Below are 21,281 nucleotides of genomic sequence, written 5' to 3' on the forward strand. Positions count from 1 at the left end.
CACCGCACCGCCGCAGGGCGGTCCGCCGTACCGGGCGGACCGCCCCGCGCTGCGTCAGGAGGCCGCGTCGGGCGGGGCGTCGAGCTCGTCGAACAGGTAGCGCTGCAGCGTGGGGCCGAGCCAGCGGGCGATCGCCTCGGGGTCCATCGTCGCCAGCGGCTCGACGCGCACCACATAGCGCACCATCGCCAGTCCGATGAGCTGGGAGCTGATCAGGCCCGCCCGGGTCAGCCCGTCATCCGAGTGGACCACGGCGCTGATCTCGCGGAAGATCTCCCGGTTGACGAACTCGCGCAGCAGGTTCGCCGACTCCTCGTGCCGTAGCGCGGAGCGCAACATGCCGAGCATCGGGTTACGGGCCGACTGCGAGTCCCACAGGGTGAGGAACAACCGGGCGAGGCGCTCCCCCGTCCCGGCCTGCCCCGACGCCCAGACCTCGGGCAGCACCTCGGCGAGGTTGAACGCCTCCTGCATCGCCGCGGAGAACACGCCTTCCTTCGACAGGAAGAAGTGGTGCACGAGGGCGGGGTCGACCTTGGCCTCGCGGGCGATGCCGCGGATCGTCGCGCCCTCGTAGCCGCGCTCGGCGAACTGGCCGCGAGCGGCGTCCAGGATGGCCTGGCGGCTCCCGCTGGAGCCCGGTCGACGGCCGGTACGCCGCGTCCGCGTGCCGCCCGCCTGCGCCGTCCGCGGCTCCTCACCGACGGGCCGCGCCGGGTCACCCGGCGACAGCTGGCCACCCTCGGTCGGTGTCATCCAGCCACCCTCCTCACGATGAACTCGCAGACTACCGAGCGCGGGCAGCCGCCTCGCGGCGCCGCCGGTCCGGGCAGCGCCTACCGACCGGCGCGCGCCGGACGCGGCCGGCGCGCGGGCCGGTCCTGCTCACGACGCCCTCCGGGCCGTTGCCCAAATAAGTCATCACACGTAGAGTTCATCACGAGATGACTTTAGCGCATCGCCTAGGAATGGGGGACAGCCGTGTCCGCGGCCTCTGGGACCGATCATCTCGTGGCGGTCGTCTTCGCCGACGTTGCCCTGCTGCTGGCCGCCAGTACCCTGGTCGGCCGTCTCGCCCGGCGCTGGCGCCAGCCCGTCGTGATCGGTGAGATCGTCACCGGGCTCGCCCTTGGTCCGAGCCTGCTCGGCCTGCTCCCCGGCGACGTGCCCGGGTGGCTGTTCCCGCTTGCCGTGCGCCCCTACCTCAACGTCCTCGCCCAGCTCGGGCTCGTCCTGTTCATGTTCGTCGTCGGCTACGAGCTCGAACCCCGGCACATGCGCGGGATCGGCCGGTTGACGGCGTCGGCGACGGGAGCGTCGATCGCGGTGCCGTTCGCCCTGGGCGCGGCGGCGGCCGTGCTGCTGCACCCCTGGCACGACAGCGCCGGCGGACGGCCGATCGAGCTGCTGCCACTGTGCCTGTTCGTGGGCACGGCGATGTCGGTGACCGCGTTCCCCGTGCTGGCTCGGATGCTCTCCGAGCGGGGGATGCAGGCCAGCCCGCTGGGGCTGCTCGCGCTCGCCTGCGCGGCGATCGGCGACGTCGTCGCCTGGTGCATGCTCACGGTGGTCGTCGCCGTCGCGTCCTCGAGCGGCCCCTGGGGGGTGGTGCGCATGCTGGTCGAGGCGACGCTGTTCATCGCCGCCATCGGCACGCTCACCGGCCCCGCCCTGCGCTGGATGATCGCCAGGACGACCCGCGCACGCACCTCCGGCGTTCTGGTGTTCGTACTGGTCGGACTCCTGCTGTGCGCGTGGGCGACAGCGGAGATCGGGCTGCACCCGGTCTTCGGGGCGTTCGCCTTCGGGGCCGCGCTCCCACGCGCGGACCTCACCGTGCTGGCGCCGGACCTCGCCGAGAACGTCAACCGGATGAGCGTCCCCCTGCTGCCGATCTTCTTCGTCGTCACCGGTCTGTCGGTCGACCTGGCCTCCATCGGGGGCCGGGGATTGTGGGAGATCGCTCTGGTCCTCGCGGTCGCGTGCACCGGGAAGATCGCGGGCGCCGGTGGCGCGGCCCGGCTGTGCGGGATCGGCACCCGGCAGGCCGCGACCTTCGGGGTATTGATGAACACCCGCGGGCTGACCGAGATGGTGATCCTCAACATCGGGCTGGAGATGAAGGTGCTCGACGGGCCGCTGTTCTCCGCGCTGGTACTCATGGCCGTTGTCACGACCGCCATGAGCGCACCCCTGTTGAATCTGCTCGCGCCGCCCGGCCCAGAGCCGGCGCCCGGCAATCCTCTGCCCGAACAGCAGTCGCCGCCGGAAATTAGGCGGAGTCCGGCGGATCCTGATCCACGATTTCATCCGACAACAATGTCGGCGGCAACGGCCGGCACCGCAGGCACTACTCACGCCACCCTGGACGTTCATCAGTCGTAATCGTGACACAGCCTCGCGCATCTTCTCCCCGGAAAGTATCCTCACACCGTTCTCGGCTATGGACGGCGCCACCGCGAAGTCACTCGGAGGGGCGGATGAACGAGGTGCAACTCGGACGCGAAGGAAGCGCGAGGACGCTGTACTACGAGCCGGAGGGTCTTCTGCTGCAGAGCGCGCTCGTCCCGCACCCCGACGGCGTCGGTCTGCTCCTGCAGATCCTCTATCTCGGTGACGGCCAGCTCGGAGTCGAGGTCACGGTCGCCGCCGGCACCCCCGACGGCGCCGTGCCCGGCGACCACGCCCCCGCCTCGATCCTGTTACAGGGACACGACTCCCGGCACGCGCCCAGTGGCTGGCTGGAGATCCGCCCGTTGCCCGACGCCGAGATCCACCAGTTCTGGATCATCCGTAGCCAGTCCGTCGAGGAGGACCTGCCTCGCGGCGAGATCACGTGCGAGTTCCGCGGCTCCCTGACCCACGGCATCACCACCCGGACGTATGCGGGAGCCACCCGGCCGCAGTCGTGACGCGGCCGGGCGGCCCGCAACGGGGTGGGGCGGTGGCGGGACGGCCGGTACCTGGGACGGCCGGTACCTGGGACGGCCGGTGCGGTGGGCCTCGCCCCCGTCCGGTTCAGGGCCGCCGTCCGGTTCAGGCCGCGGCGAGGCGGCCGGGGTCCGCGTCGGGCGCCCCGACCGGTACCGCGGCGGTGAGGTTCTCCCGGGTGAGCATGGTGCGGAACTCGCGGGGGGCGCGGGTGCGCGCCCAGAGCAGCATCCGGAGGCGGCCGGAGCGGCTGAACCGGTACTGGCGTGCCGCCGGGTCGGCGAACCGGTAGAGCGGCGGGACGAAGGGGGCCTGCGCCAGGTCCCCGAAGATGCGCGCGGCGGCGGAGCGCGGCCCACGCTCGCCGGCGGCGACCTCGTCGCATCGGTCGAACGTGCGCTCCACCAGCTCGGCCAGCCCCGCCGGCGCGGGGAACCAGAACGCCCCGTCGGCGAACCGCTCGAGCTGGCGCCAACCGTCGGTCGGTGACGCCGCCGCGGCCCGCAGCCGCTGGTTGCGCGCGCTCTTGAGCGCCAGCGCCCCGAGCATCGACTGCAGCAGCCACACCCGCGAGAAGGCGTTCCACAGCGCGAAGTCACGGGTGGCGACGCGGGCGGCGAACAGCATCCGGTCGTGGTAGTCGATGAGGTCCCGCTGGAAGCGGGCCGTCCGCTCCAGCCGGCCCGGGGGCCGGCCGCCGGCGGCCGCGGCCAGCAGCTCGGCGGCCAGGGCGTGCACCATCTCCGCACCCGTCGTCAGCTCGCGCGAGAGGAACAGGTCGGCGCGGCCGGCCGCGCGGTCGAAGGCGAAGTACCGCTCGCCGCAGGTCTCCCGGGCGCGCCACGGCCAGTGGTCGCTGGCCGTCCACGGCTCGGCCGCCACCGCCAGGTCGAACTGCCGGGCCAGCGCCGGGTGGCGGGCGAGCAGCCGCTGGAAGTCGGCGTCGGGGTCGCCCGTCCAGTCGGGGCTGCACTGCGGGTCGGAGCTGCACTGCGGGTCGGAGCTGCACTGCGGGTCGAGGCTGACCGTCACCCCGCAGGCCGGGTTCGCCGCCTCCGGATGGTTGCCGAAGGGCACGACCTGCACCCAGCCGCCGTCGAACAGGTGGCTGAGCGTGCCTCGCGACCAGGGCGCGGCGTCGGCCCAGGACGCCGGCATGCACTGCTCGAACGGCCGCACCCCGTACATCCGGGTGGCCAGCACCCGGCTGCGCAGCCGCAGCGGGGCCCGGTCGGCGGCGGGGGCGAGCAGCCCGACGGCGTCGACGGCGTAGGCGGCGCGGTAGGTCAGGCCGTCCGCCGCGGTGACCGTGACGCCGTCGTCGGCGACGTCCACCGCGGTGGCGGCGGGTCGGCCCGGCGCGACCGCCGCGCCGCGGGCCACCGCCAGCTCGTGGGCGTACTCGTCGACCTCGCCCCGGTAGGGATGCCACTCGCTGTGCTCCCCCGGCACGTTGAACTGCACGGTCTGCTCGGGCCGCGGCTCCCGGCCGGCCTCGTGGTAGACGAAGCCGATGTTGCCCTTCGCCCCGCTGGTACGGCGCACCCGGGCGGGCAGCGCCTGCGCCAGCCCGAAGGCGCGCAGCTCCGGCAGGTCAAACCGGGCGGCCAGGGTGAAGAACACCTCGGCCGTGTACGGGACGGTGGTGGCGCCGGCCGCGTTCGCCGGGCCGGCCGGCGCGTCGAACAGGACCACGCGCATCCCGTGGCGGGCGAGGATCGCCGCGAGCAGGCTCGGGGCGAGGTGGCCGCCGAGCACGGCCACGTCGTAGGTGTCCGCCGGGTCGGCGCTGGGCGCCGCGGCTGGTCGGATCATGTCGCTGCTCCTGTCGTGCGCTGCCTGGGCCGGTGGCGTGCCGGGACGCCAGACGTGGCCGGGACGTCAGACGTGGCCGCGGACGCGTTCGCGGGCGAAACCGGCGAGCGCACCGCGGATGATCGGACCGACCTCGGCCGGCGCGGACCGGCGCGACCAGGCCACCGCCTTCGCCATCCGGGGTGGGGTGGGGTGGATGTAGTGGTTGTCCGCGTCGGCGAAACCGAACGGCGGCGGGACGTAGTCGGCGGCGCCGATGTCGGCCATGATGTCCGCGGCCGCCCGACTGGCCGCGACCTCACCGGCGACGACCGCGCGGGTGCGGGCCAGCGTCGACTTCATCAGCTCGTTGAAGCCCTCGCTGAGCGGGAACGGCGAGCCGGTGAACTTCGCCCGCTCCCGCTCCTCGAACACCGCCGGATCGCGGTGCCGGACGAAGTCGAAGTAGATCGACTCCAGGTGCAGCGTCCCGAGCACGGTGCCCAGCGCCCAGGTGCGGAAGGTGGCGTTCCACAGGTTGTAGTCGCGGAAGCTGTTGAACGAGCTGTGCACGAGGTCGTCGTGCGTCTCCAGCAGGCCGCGGTCGAGGTCGTCGACGTAGCGGAAGCGTTCGGTCGACCAGTCGCCGTCGCGGCTCGCGGCGATCAGCCGCCACGCGAGCGCGTTGATCACCTCGAAGGTCGAGGTCAGACCGCGGGAGTACAGCGGGTCGACGAACCCGGCGGCGTGCGCCGTCAGCGCGAAACGGTCCCCGACGACCGTGCGCGAGGAGTACTGCAGGCGCGGCGAGCTGACCCACGGCCGGATCGCCACCGCGTCGGTGAACTGGCTGGCGATGTCGGGGAAGCGGGCGAGGAAGGCGGCCCACTCGGCGGCCGGCCCCCGCTCGTCGGCCGGGAACTTCGCCGGGTCCAGGCTCAGCCCGACGCTGGTGAGCCGGTTCGACGCGCCGGGGTGGTTGTCGAACGGGATCACCCACATCCAACCGCCGTCGAAGACGTGGTGCAGGGTGCCGTTGTGCCAGGGGCTCGGCTGGTGCATCCGCCGGCCCGCCGCCGTGTCGTCGAACGGCCGCACCCCGACCATGTGGGTGAACAGGCCGCGGGAGTGGTGGTGCAGGCGGGTCGGGGTGTCGCGCAGGTCGAGCTGGCGGGCCAGCGGCGAGCCCGGGCCGCCCGCGTCGACGACGTACTGCGCCTCGATGCGCTCGCCGTCGGCGGTGCTGAGCGTGGCGCCGTGGTCGGCGTCGAGGCCGATCTCGCTCACCCGGGTCGCCGGGCGCGGCACCGCGCCATAGCTCACCGCCACGTTGAACGCCCAGGCGTCGGTGTCCTGGCGGAACAGGTGCGACTCGGTCTGGAGCATCGCCGGGATCACGAACTGGTTGTGCTCCCCCGGGTTCTGCAGCCGGCCCGCACGGTGGTAGACGAAGCCGAAGTTGCGCTTCTGGCCGCAGTTCGCCGACACCCGTGACCGGACCGTCCGGAAGGTGGCGAGGTCGCCGATCTCGGGCACGCCGTAGCGGGCGGCGAGCACCCGCAGCAGCGCCGAGGTGTAGGGAATCGTCGACTCGCCGATAGCGAACCGGGGGTGGACCGCCGCGTCCACGAGGACGGTGCGCACCCCGTTGCGGGCCAGGATCGCCGCGAGGGTCGACCCGGCGATTCCCGAGCCCAGGACAGCGACGTCGAAGCGGCCACCACCCCCGGACCCGGCGCCCGTGGTGCCCGGTAGCTCCTTCATATCTTTCTCCCCTTCTTGTCCGATTCCTCACCCTGCCACCGGGCCCGGCGGCCAGGCGGTGCGTTTCTTCTCGGTCGGTCGCATCGGTCGCCGCCCGGGCGGCGCCGCGAGAGGTATTCCCGCGCCGTATTCCCTTGTTCTCCCGGCCTTCCCGCCGTCGTATTCCGGGATCGCGGAGCGCAACACCAGCGCCCGGTTTCGCCGTTTTCCCGGGTTCCGTTCATCGGTTCGCCACCCTCCGGGAGAGCGGCGTTCAACCGGCGTCCTCGGCGGGGAGTCCTCCGCCGGCGTCGGCCGCGGCCGACCCGGCCGGCACGACAATCGCGTGCTGGTCGGCCACGAGGCCGAGCAGATAATCGGCCCACAGATTCGCGTCGGTGGCGAAGAACTCCCGGCTGTCGACCTTCACGGCCAGGTCCTTGCGGCAGCGGCCGATCAGCTCCATCACCATCAGCGAGTCCAGCCCCACCTCCAGCAGGTGGTATTCACCGGCCAGCTCGCCGGCGTCGAGCCGGAGGATGTCGGCGAGCTGGCCGCGCACGTACCCGTCGACCAGCGCCCGCCGCTCGCCCGGCCTGGCCTCGGCGATCGTCGTGACCAGCCGGGAGGGTCCGCCGGCCGACGCCGCGGCCACGACCTCGATGGTCGCGAGCATCGGCCGCTCCCGCCGCGCCTGCATGATCGGCTTGTACCGCTCCCAGTCGGCGGCGCACACAACCTGCTGGGGCTCGTCCCCGCCGAGCAGACCGCTAAGCAGCGCCAGGCACTGCTCCGGCCGCAGCGGGCGCAACCCGACCGAGCGCAGGAACTCCATCACGTCGTCGCCGAACAGCGCCGACGCGCTGGCCCAGGGCCCCCAGTTCACCGTGAGCGCCGGCCGCCCGACCGCCCGGCGGTGATGGGCGAGGGCGTCGAGGAAGCCGTTGGCGGCCGCATAGCTGGCCAGGTGCTGCGACCCCCACACCGACGCGATGGACGACAGCGACAGGAAGAAGTCCAGCTCCCACGGCTCGGTGAGGCGGTGCAGATTCCAGCCGCCGAGCACCTTCGGCGCCCAGACGGCCTGGTATTCCCCGTCGCGCAGGTCCCGCAGGAACTGCGGGCGCGAGACCCCGGCCGCGTGCACGACACCGCGCAGCGGCCGCGGCCCCGCCGCGATCCGCGCGAGCAGCTCCGCGGTGGCGTCGGCGTCGGTCACGTCGACGGCGGCCACCTCCACCTCGGCGCCGAGCCGCTCGGCGGCCCGGATTCCGGCCACCCGTACCCGCACCGGCTCGGCCAGGTCCGGGTCGTCCCAGCGGGCGCGCTCGGGCAGCGCCGTGCGGCCCGTGAGCACTATCCGCCCGGCCCCGTGACGGGCCAGCCACGCGGCAAGCGCCAGCCCGATCCCGCCCAGCCCGCCCGTGACGAGGTAGGTGCCGTCGGCCCGCAGGTCCGGCCGGCGGCGCAGCTCCTCCTCCTGCGGGCGGCGGGCGACGAGACGGGCGACGAGACGCTGCCCGCCGCGCAGTGCCTGCTGGTCCTCGGCGTCGTCCGTGGTGAGCAGGCCGGCCAGCAGATCCGCCTCCGCGTCGGCCCCGGCCGGGATGGCGGCGTCCGGGTCGAGATCGACCGCGACACCCCACAGCTCCGGGTGCTCCAGCGCGACCACCCGGGACAGGCCCCACAGCGCTGCGGCGGCCACGGTGTGCCGACGCTGCGCGACGCCGACGGGCTGGGCTCCCCGGGTCACCAGACAAACCGTCACCGGCGCGTCGAACCCCTCGAACCCCGTGCCGCCGGACCGCTGCCCGCGGGCCCGGGTCTGCCCGCCGGACCCCGCGTGGGTCCCGCCGCCCGTCATGCCGCCCGTCGTGCCGCCCGTCGTGCCGCCGGCCGTCGGCCCCTCGGCGCCCGCGGCCAGGATCCGGACGACGCCGGCGACGAACAGCTCCGCGCCGACGCTGACCGCGCGCAGCACCGCGGCGTCGGTCTCCGCGGCGTCCGGGGCCGCAAGCCCCGTGAGGACCACGATCCGGCGGGCACGGACATCGGCGGCGCCGGACCGGTCGTGCCAGTCGGCGAGCATCTGGGTGAGGATGCGGTCCCGGTCGGTCTCGCCCACCTCGCCTGGCCCGGCGACGGTGTCGACCGTGGCGCCGCGGGCGCGCAGCCGCGCCGAGAGCCGGGCAGCAAGCCCGTCGCCGTCCCCGACGAGCAGGAACGCCTCACCGTCGAGCGGTCGGGCGGCGACGGGCGGCGCCGGCTGCCAGTCCAGCCGGTAGAGCAGCTCGTCCGAGCGGTACCAGGGCGCGGGCGGGCGGGCCGGGGCGGGCGGCGCCAACCGCACTCCCCGTACCTGCCCGACCGGGCCGCCGTCGGCGCCGCGCAGCTCCACGTCCCACCGGGCCGTGTCGCCGCCTGAGGTCGCCGGGGCCGCGGGAGCCGCTGGGACCGCACGCAGCCGCCGCGCCGCTCCCGGATCGCCCAGCGCCGCGTCGACGGCGACCACGGTCGGCGAACGGTCGGTGCCGTCCGCGGCGATGATCGTCTCCGCCGCAGCCGCGAGAACGCCGGTCCAGCCGGCGTCCGGGACGGCCGCGGTGATCTCGGTCGCCGACCCCGGGTCGGCCTCGGCCGCCTCGCTCAGCGGCCGCGGCGCCGGCGTCCCCGGGGCGGCCGGCGGCTGACCCGCGTGCGCCGCGGCGTGCGACGGACGGCTCAGCACCACCCGGCCGTGGGTCCGCCAGGGGGCGTCGGCGTCCTGTTCGGCCCGGCTGCTCCCGCGCAGGGTGACGGTCAGCTCGGCCGCCTCGGGCAGGTCGGCGTCGGCGCCCTCGGGTGCGGCGACGACGAGCTGGAGCAGGCCGGGGTCCGCCCCCTCGGCGGGGCTCGGCAACGCCGGGTCGACGCCGGCCGGGCCCGCCGTCCACCGTCCCCCCGCCGCGTCCGCGGCCGCCGCCGCGGCGGCGTCGAGCAGGCCGCCGAGGCGCACCTCACCGTCGACGACCAGCCCGGCGGGGGCCTCCTGCGGGCTGAACTCGTAGGTCGCAACGGCCGTGGCCAGCCGCCGGCCGAGTCCGGGGATCTCCCGGCCCCCCGTCGCGGCGCGGCTGTCCGGACCGACCTCGGTGAACCAGTAGGAGGCACGCCGCCACGGCGTCGCCGGCAGCAGCACCCGCCGCGGCGCACGGCCCGCGTGCACCGCCGTCCAGTCGACGGCGTGACCGCGCAGGTGCATCAGGCCGACGGCGGAGAGCAGGCCGAGCCGGCTGTCCCGGCCTCGGCGCAGCGAGGGCACCCAGGTGGTCGCGGGGTCGTCGACCGCCCGGGCGCCGAGCCCGGACAGCACCGGATGCGGACCGATCTCCAGGAAGGTGCGCGTCCCGTCGCCGTGCAGGGCCCGCACGCCGTCCTCGAAGCGGACGGCGGCCAGCGCGTGGCGCGCCCAGTACTCCGGGCCCACCTCGTCGGCGGACCACAGCCGGCCGGTCACGTTCGACACCAGCGGGATGCTCGGCGCGTGGTATGTCAGGTGCGCCAGCACGTTGCGGAAGCCGTCGAGCATCGGCTCGATCAGCGGCGAGTGGAAGGCGTGGGAGACCGCGAGCCGGCGGCTCTTCACCCCGGTGGCCGCCAGGGCCGCGCAGACCGCGTCGACGTCCTCGGCCGCGCCGGCGACGACGACGTCGCGCGGGCCGTTGACGGCGGCGAGCGACACCGAGGCCCGGTACGGCTCGACCGCGGCGCGCGCCGTCGCCTCGTCGCAGGTCAGCGTCGCCATCACCCCGCCGGCCGGCAGGTTGGACATGAGCTTCGCCCGGCAGCACACCAGCGTGACCGCGTCGGGCAGGCTGAGCACGCCGGCGAGCTGGGCGGCGACGATCTCGCCGACGCTGTGCCCCGCCAGCGCCGACGGGCGCAGCCCATAGGCCAGCCACGTCCGCGCCAGGGCGTACTCCAGCGCGAACAGCGCCGGCTGGGTGTAGCGGGTGTTGTCCAGCCGACGGGCCGCGTCGGCCCGGGCTGCGTCGGCGTCGGCCTGGGCGTCGGCCTGGGCGTCGGGCCAGAGGACGGAGCGCAGCGGGCGGTCGAGGAGCCGGTCGGCGAGGGCCGCGCACTCGTCGAACGCGGCGGCGAAGGCGGGTTCGTCGGCCAGCTCGCGGCCCATGTCGACGTACTGCGCGCCCTGCCCGGTGAACAGCCAGGCGGTGCGCCGGGCCCGGTGCGGCGCGGCGACGCCGGTCACCACGCGAGGGTCGCGGGCGCCCGAGGCGTGGGCGGCGAGCCCGTCGGCGAGGTCGGCGGTCGAGGTCGCGGCGACGGCGAGGCCGTGGGCGGCGCGGGCGCGCCCCACCTGGCTGGTGTAGGTGACGTCGTCCAGGCGCAGGTCCGGGTGGGCGCGAAGATGGTCGGCCCAGCGGCCGGCGAGCTCGGCCAGGGCCGTCTCGGTGCGCGCGGCGGCGACGACCACCCCGGCCGGCGCGTCCGGGCCACGGTCGTCCGGGGGCGCCGCGACGTCGGCCACCAGGGCATGCGCGTTGGTGCCGCTCGCCCCGAAGCTGCTGATGGCGGCGATCCGTTCGCCGGGGGCGGCCGGCCACGGTCGGGCCGCCGTGGGGACCTCGACGTGCAGGCGGTCCCAGTCGACGTTCGGGTTGGGCTCGCGCAGGTGCAGGTGCGCCGGCACGACGCCGTGCCGCAGCGCGAGCACGATCTTGATCAGGCCGGCGATGCCCGCGGCGGCCTCCAGGTGGCCGATGTTCGTCTTCACCGATCCGACGAGCAGCGGGTCGCCGCCGGCGTGGTGGCGGCCCAGGGTCGCCTCCAGGGCGCGCAGCTCGATCGGGTCGCCGAGCGACGTGCCCGTGCCGTGCGCCTCGACGTACTGCACCCGGCCCGGCGCGATCCCGCACCCGGCCAGGGCCGCCTCGACGACCTCACGCTGCGCCGCCGGGTTCGGCACCGTCAGCCCGCTGGAGCGGCCGTCGTGGTTGACCGCCGAGCCACGCAGGACCGCGAGGATCTGGTCCCGGTCGCGCACGGCATCCGACAGCCGGCGCAGCACCAGCACGCCGGCGCCCTCGCCGCGGGCGTACCCGTCGGCGGCGGCGTCGAAGGTCTTGCAGCGCCCGTCCGGGGACAGCGCGCGAAACTTGCTCATCAGCAGGAAGCCGTACGGGGCGAGCATGAGGTTCACGCCGCCGGCCAGCGCCATGTCGCACTCGCCGAGCCGCAGTGCCTGGGCCGCCTCGTGCACGGCGACCAGCGAGGACGAGCAGGCCGTGTCCATCACCTTCGCCGGCCCGCGCAGGCCGAGCGTGTAGGAGATCCGCCCGGCCAGGAAGCTCGGCTCACCGACGAGCTGGTAGGCGTCCACGTCGGCGGGGTCACCGACCTGCTGGCGCATCCGCACGTAGTCGGTCGTGGAGACGCCCAGGTAGACCCCGGTGCGGGTGGCCGCCAGGCCGTCCGGGGCGTAGCCGGCCCGTTCCAGCGCCTCCCAGGAGACCTCCAGGGTCAGCCGCTGCTGGGGGTCCATGCCGACCGCTTCCCGCGGGGAGATCCCGAACGCCTCCGGCTCGAAGCCGTCCACGCTGTCCAGGAAGCCGCCGCGGATCGTGTACGCCTTGCCAGGCGCGTCCGGGTCCGGGTCGTAGAGCGTGCGCGCCGCCCCGCGCCGCGGCGGGAACTCCCCCGTCGCGTCGACGCCGTCGGCCAGCAGCCGCCAGAACTGCTCCGGGTCCTGCGCGCCGGGCAGGCGGCAGCTCAGGCCGATCACGGCGACCGGCTCGTCCAGCGCCCGGGCGCGCTCGGCGTTCGCCGCCGCCTCGCCGAGCCTGCGGCGCAGCCTCTCGATGGTGCGCAGCGCCTCGACGAGCCGGTCCCGCCCGGGAGCGGGGACGGCGGGGACGGCGGGGACGGCGGGGACGGCGGGGACGGCGGGGACGGCGGAGGCGGCGGAGGCGGCGGGGGCGGGGGCGCCGGCGGCGGCGGTCGCGGCGACGGGGGCGGAGGCTGTCCGCTCGGTCATGTCTGCGTTCTCCTTCGGTGTCGCGGCGGTCCGTCCCGCCCGGGGGCCCGTGGTTCCCCGGGCACGGCGGCGGCGGGTCGGTGGGGGGCGGGTCGACCGGTCAGCGCGGCTCGTCGGCCAGCAGGTCGGCGGAGCTGTCGAGCGCCGCGTCCAGGCGGCGGGCGAGCTCCTCGTCGGACAGGGTGTCGAACTCGTCGAGATCCGCGACCTGCTGGAGCCCGCCGTCGTCGGGCCAGGCGAGCGGGTCCTGGTCGTGCGGCCCGTCGGGGCCGCTCGACGGGGCGATGCCTGGCGCGTCCCCACCCGGGTCGGCCGGAACCGGACCGGGCGCGGCGGGCGGGTCGCCGGCGAGCAGGTGTTCGGCCACCAGGTACTCGGCCAACGCCCGGGTGGTGGGGAACTCGAACGTCAGCGTCGCCGGCAGCTCACAGCCCAGCGCCCGCTCGGTGCGCGTGCGCAGGCTGACCGCCATCACCGAGTCCATGCCGAGCTCGAAGAACCCGGTGTCCGGACCGAGGTCGTCGCCGTCGCCCGCGCCGAGCACCTCGCCGACGCTGGCCAGCAGGAACTCCAGCAGCTGGTCGGCGGCCTGCGCCGCGGGCAGGCCCGCGAGCCGGGTGCGCAGCTCCCCGTTCCCCGGACCGGCGGCGCCGCTGCCCATGCCGCCGTCGGCGGTGGGCCGTGGGCGGGCGATCCCGTGCAGGAACGACCGTGGTGCGCGGCGCTGACAGACCTGGACGTAGGCGTCGGCGTCGATGTCCGCGACGGCGGCGGTGGCCGTGCCGGAGCAGGCAAGATGGTCGAACGCCTCGGCGACGTCGCCATCCGTCAGCGGGGTCAGCCCGCACTCGCGCATGAGGGCTCGGTCGCGTCGCCCGATCTCGCCGCTGCTCTCCCGCGGCATCAGCGCGACGAGCTGGCCGGGCAGGCCGGCGGCGGCCCGACCGGCGATCACGGCGGCGATGCGGGCGTCGGCAGCCGCGGTGACCGCTGTTCCCAGCGCCCCCCAGGCCCCGGCGGCCGACCCGACCGCGATGAACAGGTCCAGGTCGGCGTCGCGGGTGACGGCGTCCAGCCTCGTCGCGAGCACGGCCCGGCGCAGGTCCCCGACCAGGTGGCGGACGGTGGTGTCGGCGAGCGGGCGGGTCGCGGACGGGGTGGACGCGAGCACGACGCCGCCGAGGCGGCGGGCGTCGGCGAGGTCGGCGACGGCGTCCGCCACGGCGTCGGGCGCGCCGTCGACGAGTCGGATCTCCACGTCCGCGGCGCGCAGGCGGGCCAGCCGGTGGCCCACCTCGCTCGCCCGGCCGCGGCCGGGGCCGGACAGCAGCAGTCGGCGGGCGCCGTGTGCCACCAGCCAGTCGACGAAGGGGTCGGCGGCGGCGGCCAGTCCGTCGGTGACCGCGTACCAGCGGTGCGGCGACAGCGTGCGGGTCGGCCGCACGAGCGGCGGGGTTCCGATCCGCATCAGCCGCGCCGCGTACCAGCGGCCGGCGCGGACGGCGAGCTGATCGTCACGCCGCTCGCCGAGCAGCGCCTCCAGTACGCGCGCCGCCGCGTCGGCGACCGGGGCGTCCAGGTCGACGTCGACGAGGCCGCCGCGGCGCTCGGGCTGTTCGGTCGCGAGCACCTGCCCGATTCCCCAGGTGGCGGCGCTGCCCGGGTCGGGGGCCCGGTTGCGGCCCGGGTCCTGCGAGCCGGCGGTGACGATCCAGGTGCGGGTGGGCCGCGTCGCCCCGGTGAGCGCGCGGGCGGCCTGCAGGGCGTACGCCCACCGCTGCCGCGCCGCGTCGCCCGGGCTCGCCTCGCCGGGCTGGGCCGCGCCGTCGTCGACGAGCACCACGCCGACCGGGCCCGCCGACGCCGGCATGTCGTCGAGCGCGGCCGTCCACCGCGCCGTGTCCGGGGGGTCGTCGAAGCGAGGAACGATCACCTGATGGCCCGCGTCGCGCAGGCCGTCCGCCACCGCGTCCCCGAGCCGGCCCGGCCCGGGGACCACCAGCCAGGCGCGTGGCCCGTCAGACGTGGGCTTGGGCGGGTCGACGGGGGCCCAGTCGGTCCGGTACAGGCGCGCGGCGAGCCGGTCGCGGACGTCCTCGGCGAGCAGCATCGGCTGGGCGTCGCGCAGGCTCACCCCGCGCAGGGTCGCCACGGCGTTTCCGGACGGCTCGAGCACGTGCACCTCGCCACCGGTCGCCGTGCGCGCGACGGCGTACACCAGCAGCTCTCCGCGGGGCGGGGTGTGCACGCGCAGCTCCGCCACCCCGGTCACGGCGAGCGGGCCGGGCGGAGCGGCCACCGCGTCGGCGAGCAGCGACAGCGCATGGTCGAGCAGCACCGGCGGCAACGGCAGGCCGGGCGGCGCGCCGTGCCCGACCGGGGCCGGCGCCCCGTCGAGGCGGATCAGGGACAGCCGCTCGCCGTCGCGGCCGCGCGTGCGGGTGACGGTCAGGCTCGGCCCGCCGCCGCCCCCGGGCGCCAGCCGGTCGCGGCGGGCGGACACGTCCGCGTCGAACCTGGCCTGCAACGCGGCGACGTCCCGGTGGCTGGGCGCGCCCGGCGCCGTGTCGACCCGGGCCGACAGCACGGTCCGCGGGGCGCGGCCGTCGGCGCGGTGCACGATGCGTACCGCGGCCGCGGACCCCTCGACCTGCGCGACGGCCTGCATCGTGCCGGCGTCGACCGCCGGGGTCCCCGGTTCGAGCACGACGACGTCCCGCGCCCGGGCCCGCCCGTGACCGCCGAGGGCGTCGCGCCCGGCGGCGAGCGCGGCGACGATCAGATCCGCGATGGGCGCCGGGTCGCCGGTCGTCGCATGGACGGTCTGGTAGCGCAGTCGCGGCCGGTCGAGCAGGTGGGTCGGCTCCCCGAGCAGCGGGGGGGCGGAGCCGGGCGCCGCCCGATCGCCGTCCGCCCGGGTCGTCCCGACGGCCTCGTCGGCCGGGGCGTCGGTCCAGAAGCGGCGGCGCTGCCACGGGTAGCCCGGCAGGGAGACCACCCGCCCGCCGGGCAGCCGACGTGACCAGTCGACGTCGCAGCCCCGTGTGTACGCCGCGGCCAGCAACGCCGCGACGAGGTCGTCGTCGTCGCCCGGCGGCAGCGCGATCACCTCCGGGGCGGCCGGTCGCCGCGGGTCGGCGAGCTCCGCGAGCAGCGCCGTGCCGTCGCCACCGCCGGGGACGAGCACCGTGGCGACGTCGAGATCGCCCAGCCCGGCGGCAGGCTCCCCCCGGCCGGCGCGGCCGGGTGTACCGCTGCGCCCGGCGATCCGGTCGGCCAGTTCGGCCAGCGTGGTCCGGGCGTCCACGGGGCGACCCGTGTCCGCGCCGAACTGGGGTGTGCGGGGGGTCCGGGCCGTGCCCGTCGGACGTTCGCCGCGCAGCAGGCGGACACCGGTCGCCAGGTCGACGGCTTCGGCGACGACCGCGGCCGCCGCCTCCCCCGGGCCGGTGCCGACGACCGCGTCGGGCCGCAGCCCGGCGGCCTGCAACGCCGCGGCCATCGCGACCTGCACGGCGAATGCCGCCTCCGGGCCGGCCGCCGATCCGTCGCCCGGCCCGGCAAGCAGCGGGTCGAGGGGGGACGATCCGCCGTCGCGCAGCGCGGCGTCGCAGTCTTGCAGCGCCGCCCGGAACGACGGCTCGGCGGCGGCGAGGCGCGCCCAGTCCCGGGCCGCGACGCTCGGCGTGAAGGCGAACACGAGCCCCCGGCCGGGCCCGTCGCCGGCCGGGCCGTCCGCGGCGGCGATGTGGGACAGCGCGTCGGCGAGCTGCGCGGGCGTGCGGCCGATGGCGGCGGCGCGCCACTCATGATGGGTCCGGCGGACCGCGGCGGTGTGGCAGATGTCGCCGAGGCCGCAGATGTCGCCGAGGTCGCCGGCCGGCGCCACCACGTCGCGCAGCCGCGCCGCGGCGGCCCGCAACGCCGCAGGGGTGGCGCCGGACACCGGCAGTACGTGCACGCCCGCGGCGGCGGCCGGGCTGCGGGCGACGCCCGGCCCGGCGACCGGCCCGGCGACCGGTCCGGCGGGGGCGGCGTAGGCCGGCGGATCGGCGAGGACGACGTGGGCGTTGGAGCCGGTGAACCCGAAGGCGCTCACGCCGGCCGCACGCGGGCGCCCGCCGCGCGGCCAGGCGGTGGCGTCGATGGTCAGCCGCAGTGGCCGCGCCGCCCAGGCGAACCGAGGCGTCGGGGTGTCGGCGTGCAGGTGGCGGGGAAGCAGGTCGTGGCGCAACGCGAGGACGACCTTGACGATGCCAACGGCCCCGGCCGCGGCCTCCAGGTGACCGATGTTGGTCTTGACCGACCCGACCAGCAGCGGCCGGTCCGCGGGCCGGTCGGCACCGAGGGCGTCGGCGAGCGCACCGAGTTCGATCGGGTCGCCGAGCGGGGTTCCGGTGCCGTGGGCCTCGACGTAGTCGACGTCGCCGGCGCCGATCCCGGCGCGCGCGCACGCCTGGCGGATGACGTCCCGCTGGGCGGGCCCGGACGGGGCGGTGAATCCGGCGCTCGCGCCGTCGGAGTTCACGGCGCTGCCACGAATGACGGCGTGCACCCGATCGCCGGCCGCGACGGCCGCCGACAGCGGCTTGAGGATCAGCGCGGCGGCCCCCTCGCCGCGGCCGTAGCCATCGGCGTCGGCGCTGAAGGCCTTGCATCGGCCGTCGGGCGAGAGCGCACCGCCCGCCGACATCGCCAGGTGCACGGTCGGCGTGGACATCACGTTCGCGCCGCCCACCACGGCGATCTCGGCCTCACCGGCGCGCAGGCTCTGACAGGCCAGGTGGACCGCGGACAGTGACGACGAGCAGGCCGTGTCGACGGCGATGCTCGGGCCGCGCAGACCGAGGAAGTACGACAGCCTGCCGGCGGCGGCGCTGAACGAGGTCCCGGTGCCGTAGTACAGGTCGATGTCCTCGGGACGGCGGGTGAGCAACTGCTGGTAGTCGGTGGTGTTGAGACCGACGAACACCCCGGCCGCGCAACCGTCGAGCGCCCGCGGGTCGATCCCCGCATCCTCGAACGCCTCCCAGGCGACCTCCAGGAACAGCCGCTGCTGCGGGTCGATCCCCCGGGCCTCCTTGGGGGAGATCCGGAAGAAGCCGGCGTCGAAACCGTCCACCGATGGGAGAAAGCTGCCCCGGGCGGTGACCGAGCGACCCGGTTCGGGAGCGCCGTCGGCAAGCATCGCCGCCGCGTCCCAGCGGTCGGCCGGGACCGGGCCGCTGGCGTCGACACCGTCGCGCAGCAGGGCCCAGAACTCCTCGACGGAGTCGGCGCCGGGCACCCGCGCGGCCATCCCGACGATCGCGATCGGCTCGTCCGCTTCCGACGACCCGACCGCCGTGGCCCCGACCGCCGTGGCCCCGACCGATGGGGCCCCGACCGAAGGGGCCCCGACCGAAGGGGCCTCGGTGCCGGCCGCAGTGGCGAGGACCGTCCCGGGCCCGGACCCTGCGACGACCGCGGTGGCGTCGGCGGTGACGTCGGTCCCGGCACCCCCGGGGACGCGGGCCCGACCCGTCTCGACGAGCGTGGTCAGGTACGCGGCGAGCCGGTCGAGGGAGGGGTGGTCGAAGGCGACGGTCGGGCCAAGCTCGACGGCGAAGTCGCGTTCTAGGCGGCGGGACAGCTCGACCGCGCTGACCGAGTCCATCCCGAGCTCGACGAGACCGCGCGCCGCCGGGATGCGGGCCGGCCGCTCGTGGCCGAGTGTTTCGGCGAGCGCGGCGCGCACGGCCGCGGCGACCCGCCCGGCGGCGCCCGACCCGGCCGGCGTGACCTGCGCCGCCGGGGAGGCCGACGCCTCCGCCGCCGGGCCCTCGGCCACCGGGAAGTCGGCCACCGGGACAGCCGCCGTCCGGACATCCGCCGTCGACGTGTCGGCCGCCGGGTCGGGTGGGGCCGAGGTGCGGGGGCCGGTCAGGACGCCCGCGATCTCGCCGACCACGTTGCCGGCGGGGTCGAGGAGACGCACCTCGGCGCGCAGGTCCGGCGGGCGCCCGGCGCCCCCCGCCGGGTCGGCGGAGTCCTGCCGGCCGCGGGGTACCCCGGCGAGCCAGTACCGATCGTCCGACCAGGCGTGTCGCGGAAGTGTGACCACCCGCGCCGGACGGCTGTGCGCGGCCCAGTCCACCTCGACGCCGGCCAGGTGCAGGCCGGTCAGTGCCGCGGTCAGGACATCGGGGCCGGGCGCGCCGCGACGCAGGGACGCGACGACCGGTCCGCCGCGGCCGCGGTGACGCAGGGCAGCGGCGAGCGGGCGGGCGAGCACCGGATGCGGGCCGATCTCGACCAGGCGGGCGTCGCCCTCGGCGAGCAGGCTGTCGACGGCCGGCCAGAACCGGACCGGCTCGCGGACGTTGCGCGCCCAGTAGGCGGCGTCGAGAACGGGTGCGGGACCCTCGCCGGGCGGGTCGACGGTGGACAGCAGCCGCACCGCGGGCTTGTCGGGGCGTAGGCCGGCGAGCTCCCGTTCGAGGGCGTCGCCGTAGGCGTGAACGGCGCGGCTGTGAAAGGCGTAGTCGACCGGCAACGGGGTGCAGGCCACGCCGGCGGCGGACAGCTCGCGGGCGGCGTCGCGGATCGCGCCGGCGGGACCGGCGAGGACGGTCGACCGCGGCCCGTTCAGGGTCGCGACGTCGAGGTCGGGGTGGCGGCCGAGGGTGTCGGCGAGGTCGTCGGCGGCCAGCTCCACCGCCAGCATCCGGCCGCTGCCGGTGGCGGCCTGCATGATCCGGCCGCGGCGGGCGACGATCTCGGCCGCCTGCTCGAGCGTCAGCGCCCCGGCGACGTGGGCGGCGGCGATCTCCCCCATGCTGTGTCCGACGACCACGTCCGGGTGCACGCCCCGGGAGCGCCACAGCCGCGCCAACGCGACCTGCACGGCGAAGACCGCCGGCTGTGCGGTGTCCGTGTCGGTCAGGGCCCGGCGGTCGTGCAGACGGTCCCGCAGCGACCAGCCGGTATGTGCGCGCACGTGGGCGTCGCACTCGGCCAGCGCCTCGGCGACGACCGGTTCGGCCGCGGCGAGGTCGAGGGCCATCCCAGCCCACTGCGAACCCTGCCCGGCGAAGACGAACACGACCGGCGTGCCCGCGGGCGCCGCCACCGCGTCCTCGACGCCGCCCGCCTGGTCCCCGGCCGCATAGCCGCGCAGCGCCGTCGCCGCGGCGGCCCGATCGTCCACCGCGACGGCGAGTCGGTGCGGATGATGGGTGCGGCGGACGGCCGCCGTCCACGTCACGTCGTCGAGCCCACCGCCCCCGTCGAGCCCACCGCCCGCGTCGAGCAGTGCGGCGAAGGCGCCGGCGCGGACGCGCAGGCCGGCCTGGGTTGTCGCCGAGACGAGCAGCGGGCGGCGGGTGCCCGGCGTGTCCGGCCGCGCCGGCGCGGCCGGACCGGGCGCGTCGGTCTCGACCGGCGCCGCGACCAGCACGTGCGCGTTCGTGCCGCTCAGGCCGAAGGCGCTCACGCCGGCGAGGGCGGGCCGGCCGGTCTCGGGCAGCGCGGTCGGCTCCGTCGGCGCGTGCAGGCCGCCGGCGGCCCAGTCGATGCGCCCGGTGGGGCGGGACAGGTGGATCTGCGGCGGCACGACCCGATGGCGGACCACGCAGATCGCCTTGAGCAGGCCGGCGATGCCCGCCGCGGAGTCCATGTGGCCGAAGTTCGCCTTGTGCGAGCCGATCAGCAGCGGTCGTCCGTCGCGGCGATGCCTGCCGATCGCCGCCGCGAGGCTCGCCAGCTCGATCGGGTCGCCGAGCGGGGTGCCGGTGCCGTGCGCCTCGACGAAGTCGACCTCGTCCGGGTCGGCTCCCGCCGCGCGCAGCGCCTCGCCCAGCAGGTCCTCCTGGGCGGGCCCGCTGGGGACGGTCAGCCCGGCGCTGTGGCCGTCGTGGTTCACCGCGCTGGCCCGGACCACGGCGAGGACCCGGTCGCCGGCGGCGCGGGCGTCGGCGAGCCGCTTGAGGACGACCACGGCGCAGCCCTCGCCGCGGACCACCCCGTCGGCATCGGCGGCGAAGGGCCGGCAGCGCCCGGTCGGCGACACCGCGGCCACCTTGCTCATGAACACGCTCAGCTCGGGCGCGACGATGGTGTTCACCCCGCCGGCCAGCGCGACGTCGCACTCGCCCGCGCGCAGGCTCTGGCTGGCCAGGTGCACGGCGACCAGCGACGACGAGCAGGCGGTGTTGACCGTCATCGCCGGTCCGCGCAGGCCGAAGGTGTAGGCGACGCGGCCGGCGCCGAAGCTGAACTCCTTGCCGGAGGCGTAGTAGGGGTCGATCGCCGCGGTGCCCCGCGTCTTGCTGTGCAGGAGGGCGTAGTCCATGCTCAGCACGCCGGCGAAGACCCCGGTCCGGGAGCCCACCCAGCGCCCGCGCGGGACTCCCGTGTCCTCCATCGCCTCCCAGGCGACCTCCAGCAGCAGCCGCTGCTGCGGGTCCATCTCCCGCGCCTCCCGGGGGGAGATGCCGAAGAACTCCGCGTCGAACCGGTCGACGTCGGGCAGGAAGCCGCCGCTGCGGGTGTACATGGTGCCGGGCGTCGACGGGTCCGGGTCGTGGAAGCTGTCATCCCAGCGGTCGGCGGGCACCTCGGTCACCACGTCGGTTCCGGCCAGCAGCACCGACCACAGCGAGCCGAGGTCCACGACCCCGCCGGGGAACCGGCAACCGGCGCCGACGACGGCGATCTCGACGGCGTTAGCCCCTTCTGTAGGCATGAAATCTCCTCGTCACGATCGGGTGCCGGGCGGGTCGCGGCCCTGGGACGCAGC

Annotated in this window: 7 protein-coding genes; 2 read left to right on the forward strand and 5 right to left on the reverse strand. The window is 76.2% G+C overall.

What is annotated here, in order from left to right; translation table 11 throughout:
• Positions 1-54: 54 nt before the first annotated feature.
• Positions 55-756: a TetR/AcrR family transcriptional regulator gene (locus AC5R91_RS03735; protein WP_495395695.1), complete on the reverse strand. Its 702-nt coding sequence runs from the start codon at positions 754-756 to the stop codon at positions 55-57.
• Between the two features lie 225 nt (positions 757-981).
• Here AC5R91_RS03735 and AC5R91_RS03740 point away from each other — a divergent pair, with 225 nt between their 5' ends.
• Together AC5R91_RS03740 and AC5R91_RS03745 are read left to right on the forward strand one after the other, a co-directional pair.
• Entirely contained in the window at positions 982-2,385 is a 1,404-nt protein-coding gene (locus AC5R91_RS03740) for a cation:proton antiporter (protein WP_495395696.1), read from the forward strand.
• Positions 2,386-2,480: 95 nt separating this feature from the next.
• Positions 2,481-2,912, forward strand: a complete 432-nt coding sequence (locus tag AC5R91_RS03745) for a hypothetical protein (RefSeq protein WP_495395697.1) — start codon at positions 2,481-2,483, stop codon at positions 2,910-2,912.
• A 124-nt stretch (positions 2,913-3,036) separates the two neighbouring features.
• On the opposite strand, the gene AC5R91_RS03750 is transcribed toward AC5R91_RS03745, so the two are convergent.
• The 4 genes from AC5R91_RS03750 to AC5R91_RS03765 form a co-directional block, all read right to left on the reverse strand.
• A complete protein-coding gene (locus AC5R91_RS03750) occupies positions 3,037-4,746 on the reverse strand; it encodes an NAD(P)/FAD-dependent oxidoreductase (protein WP_495395698.1) in 1,710 nt (569 codons plus the stop codon).
• A gap of 66 nt (positions 4,747-4,812) precedes the next feature.
• Positions 4,813-6,489, reverse strand: a complete 1,677-nt coding sequence (locus AC5R91_RS03755; RefSeq protein WP_495395699.1) for an NAD(P)/FAD-dependent oxidoreductase — start codon at positions 6,487-6,489, stop codon at positions 4,813-4,815.
• Positions 6,490-6,742: 253 nt separating this feature from the next.
• Entirely contained in the window at positions 6,743-12,502 is a 5,760-nt protein-coding gene (locus AC5R91_RS03760; protein WP_495395700.1) for a type I polyketide synthase, read from the reverse strand.
• A 100-nt stretch (positions 12,503-12,602) separates the two neighbouring features.
• Entirely contained in the window at positions 12,603-21,227 is an 8,625-nt protein-coding gene (locus AC5R91_RS03765; RefSeq protein WP_495395701.1) for a type I polyketide synthase, read from the reverse strand.
• Positions 21,228-21,281: the final 54 nt, after the last annotated feature.

The sequence above is a fragment of the Frankia sp. BMG5.60 genome (assembly GCF_059428125.1).

Bases quoted from the DNA above. Each gene is read 5' to 3' on its own strand.
- AC5R91_RS03735 (WP_495395695.1), bottom strand. From the start codon at position 756: ATGACACCGACCGAGGGTGGCCAGCTGTCGCCGGGTGACCCGGCGCGG.
- AC5R91_RS03745 (WP_495395697.1), top strand. From the start codon at position 2,481: ATGAACGAGGTGCAACTCGGACGCGAAGGAAGCGCGAGGACGCTGTAC.
- AC5R91_RS03750 (WP_495395698.1), bottom strand. From the start codon at position 4,746: ATGATCCGACCAGCCGCGGCGCCCAGCGCCGACCCGGCGGACACCTAC.
- AC5R91_RS03755 (WP_495395699.1), bottom strand. From the start codon at position 6,489: ATGAAGGAGCTACCGGGCACCACGGGCGCCGGGTCCGGGGGTGGTGGC.
- AC5R91_RS03760 (WP_495395700.1), bottom strand. From the start codon at position 12,502: ATGACCGAGCGGACAGCCTCCGCCCCCGTCGCCGCGACCGCCGCCGCC.
- AC5R91_RS03765 (WP_495395701.1), bottom strand. From the start codon at position 21,227: ATGCCTACAGAAGGGGCTAACGCCGTCGAGATCGCCGTCGTCGGCGCC.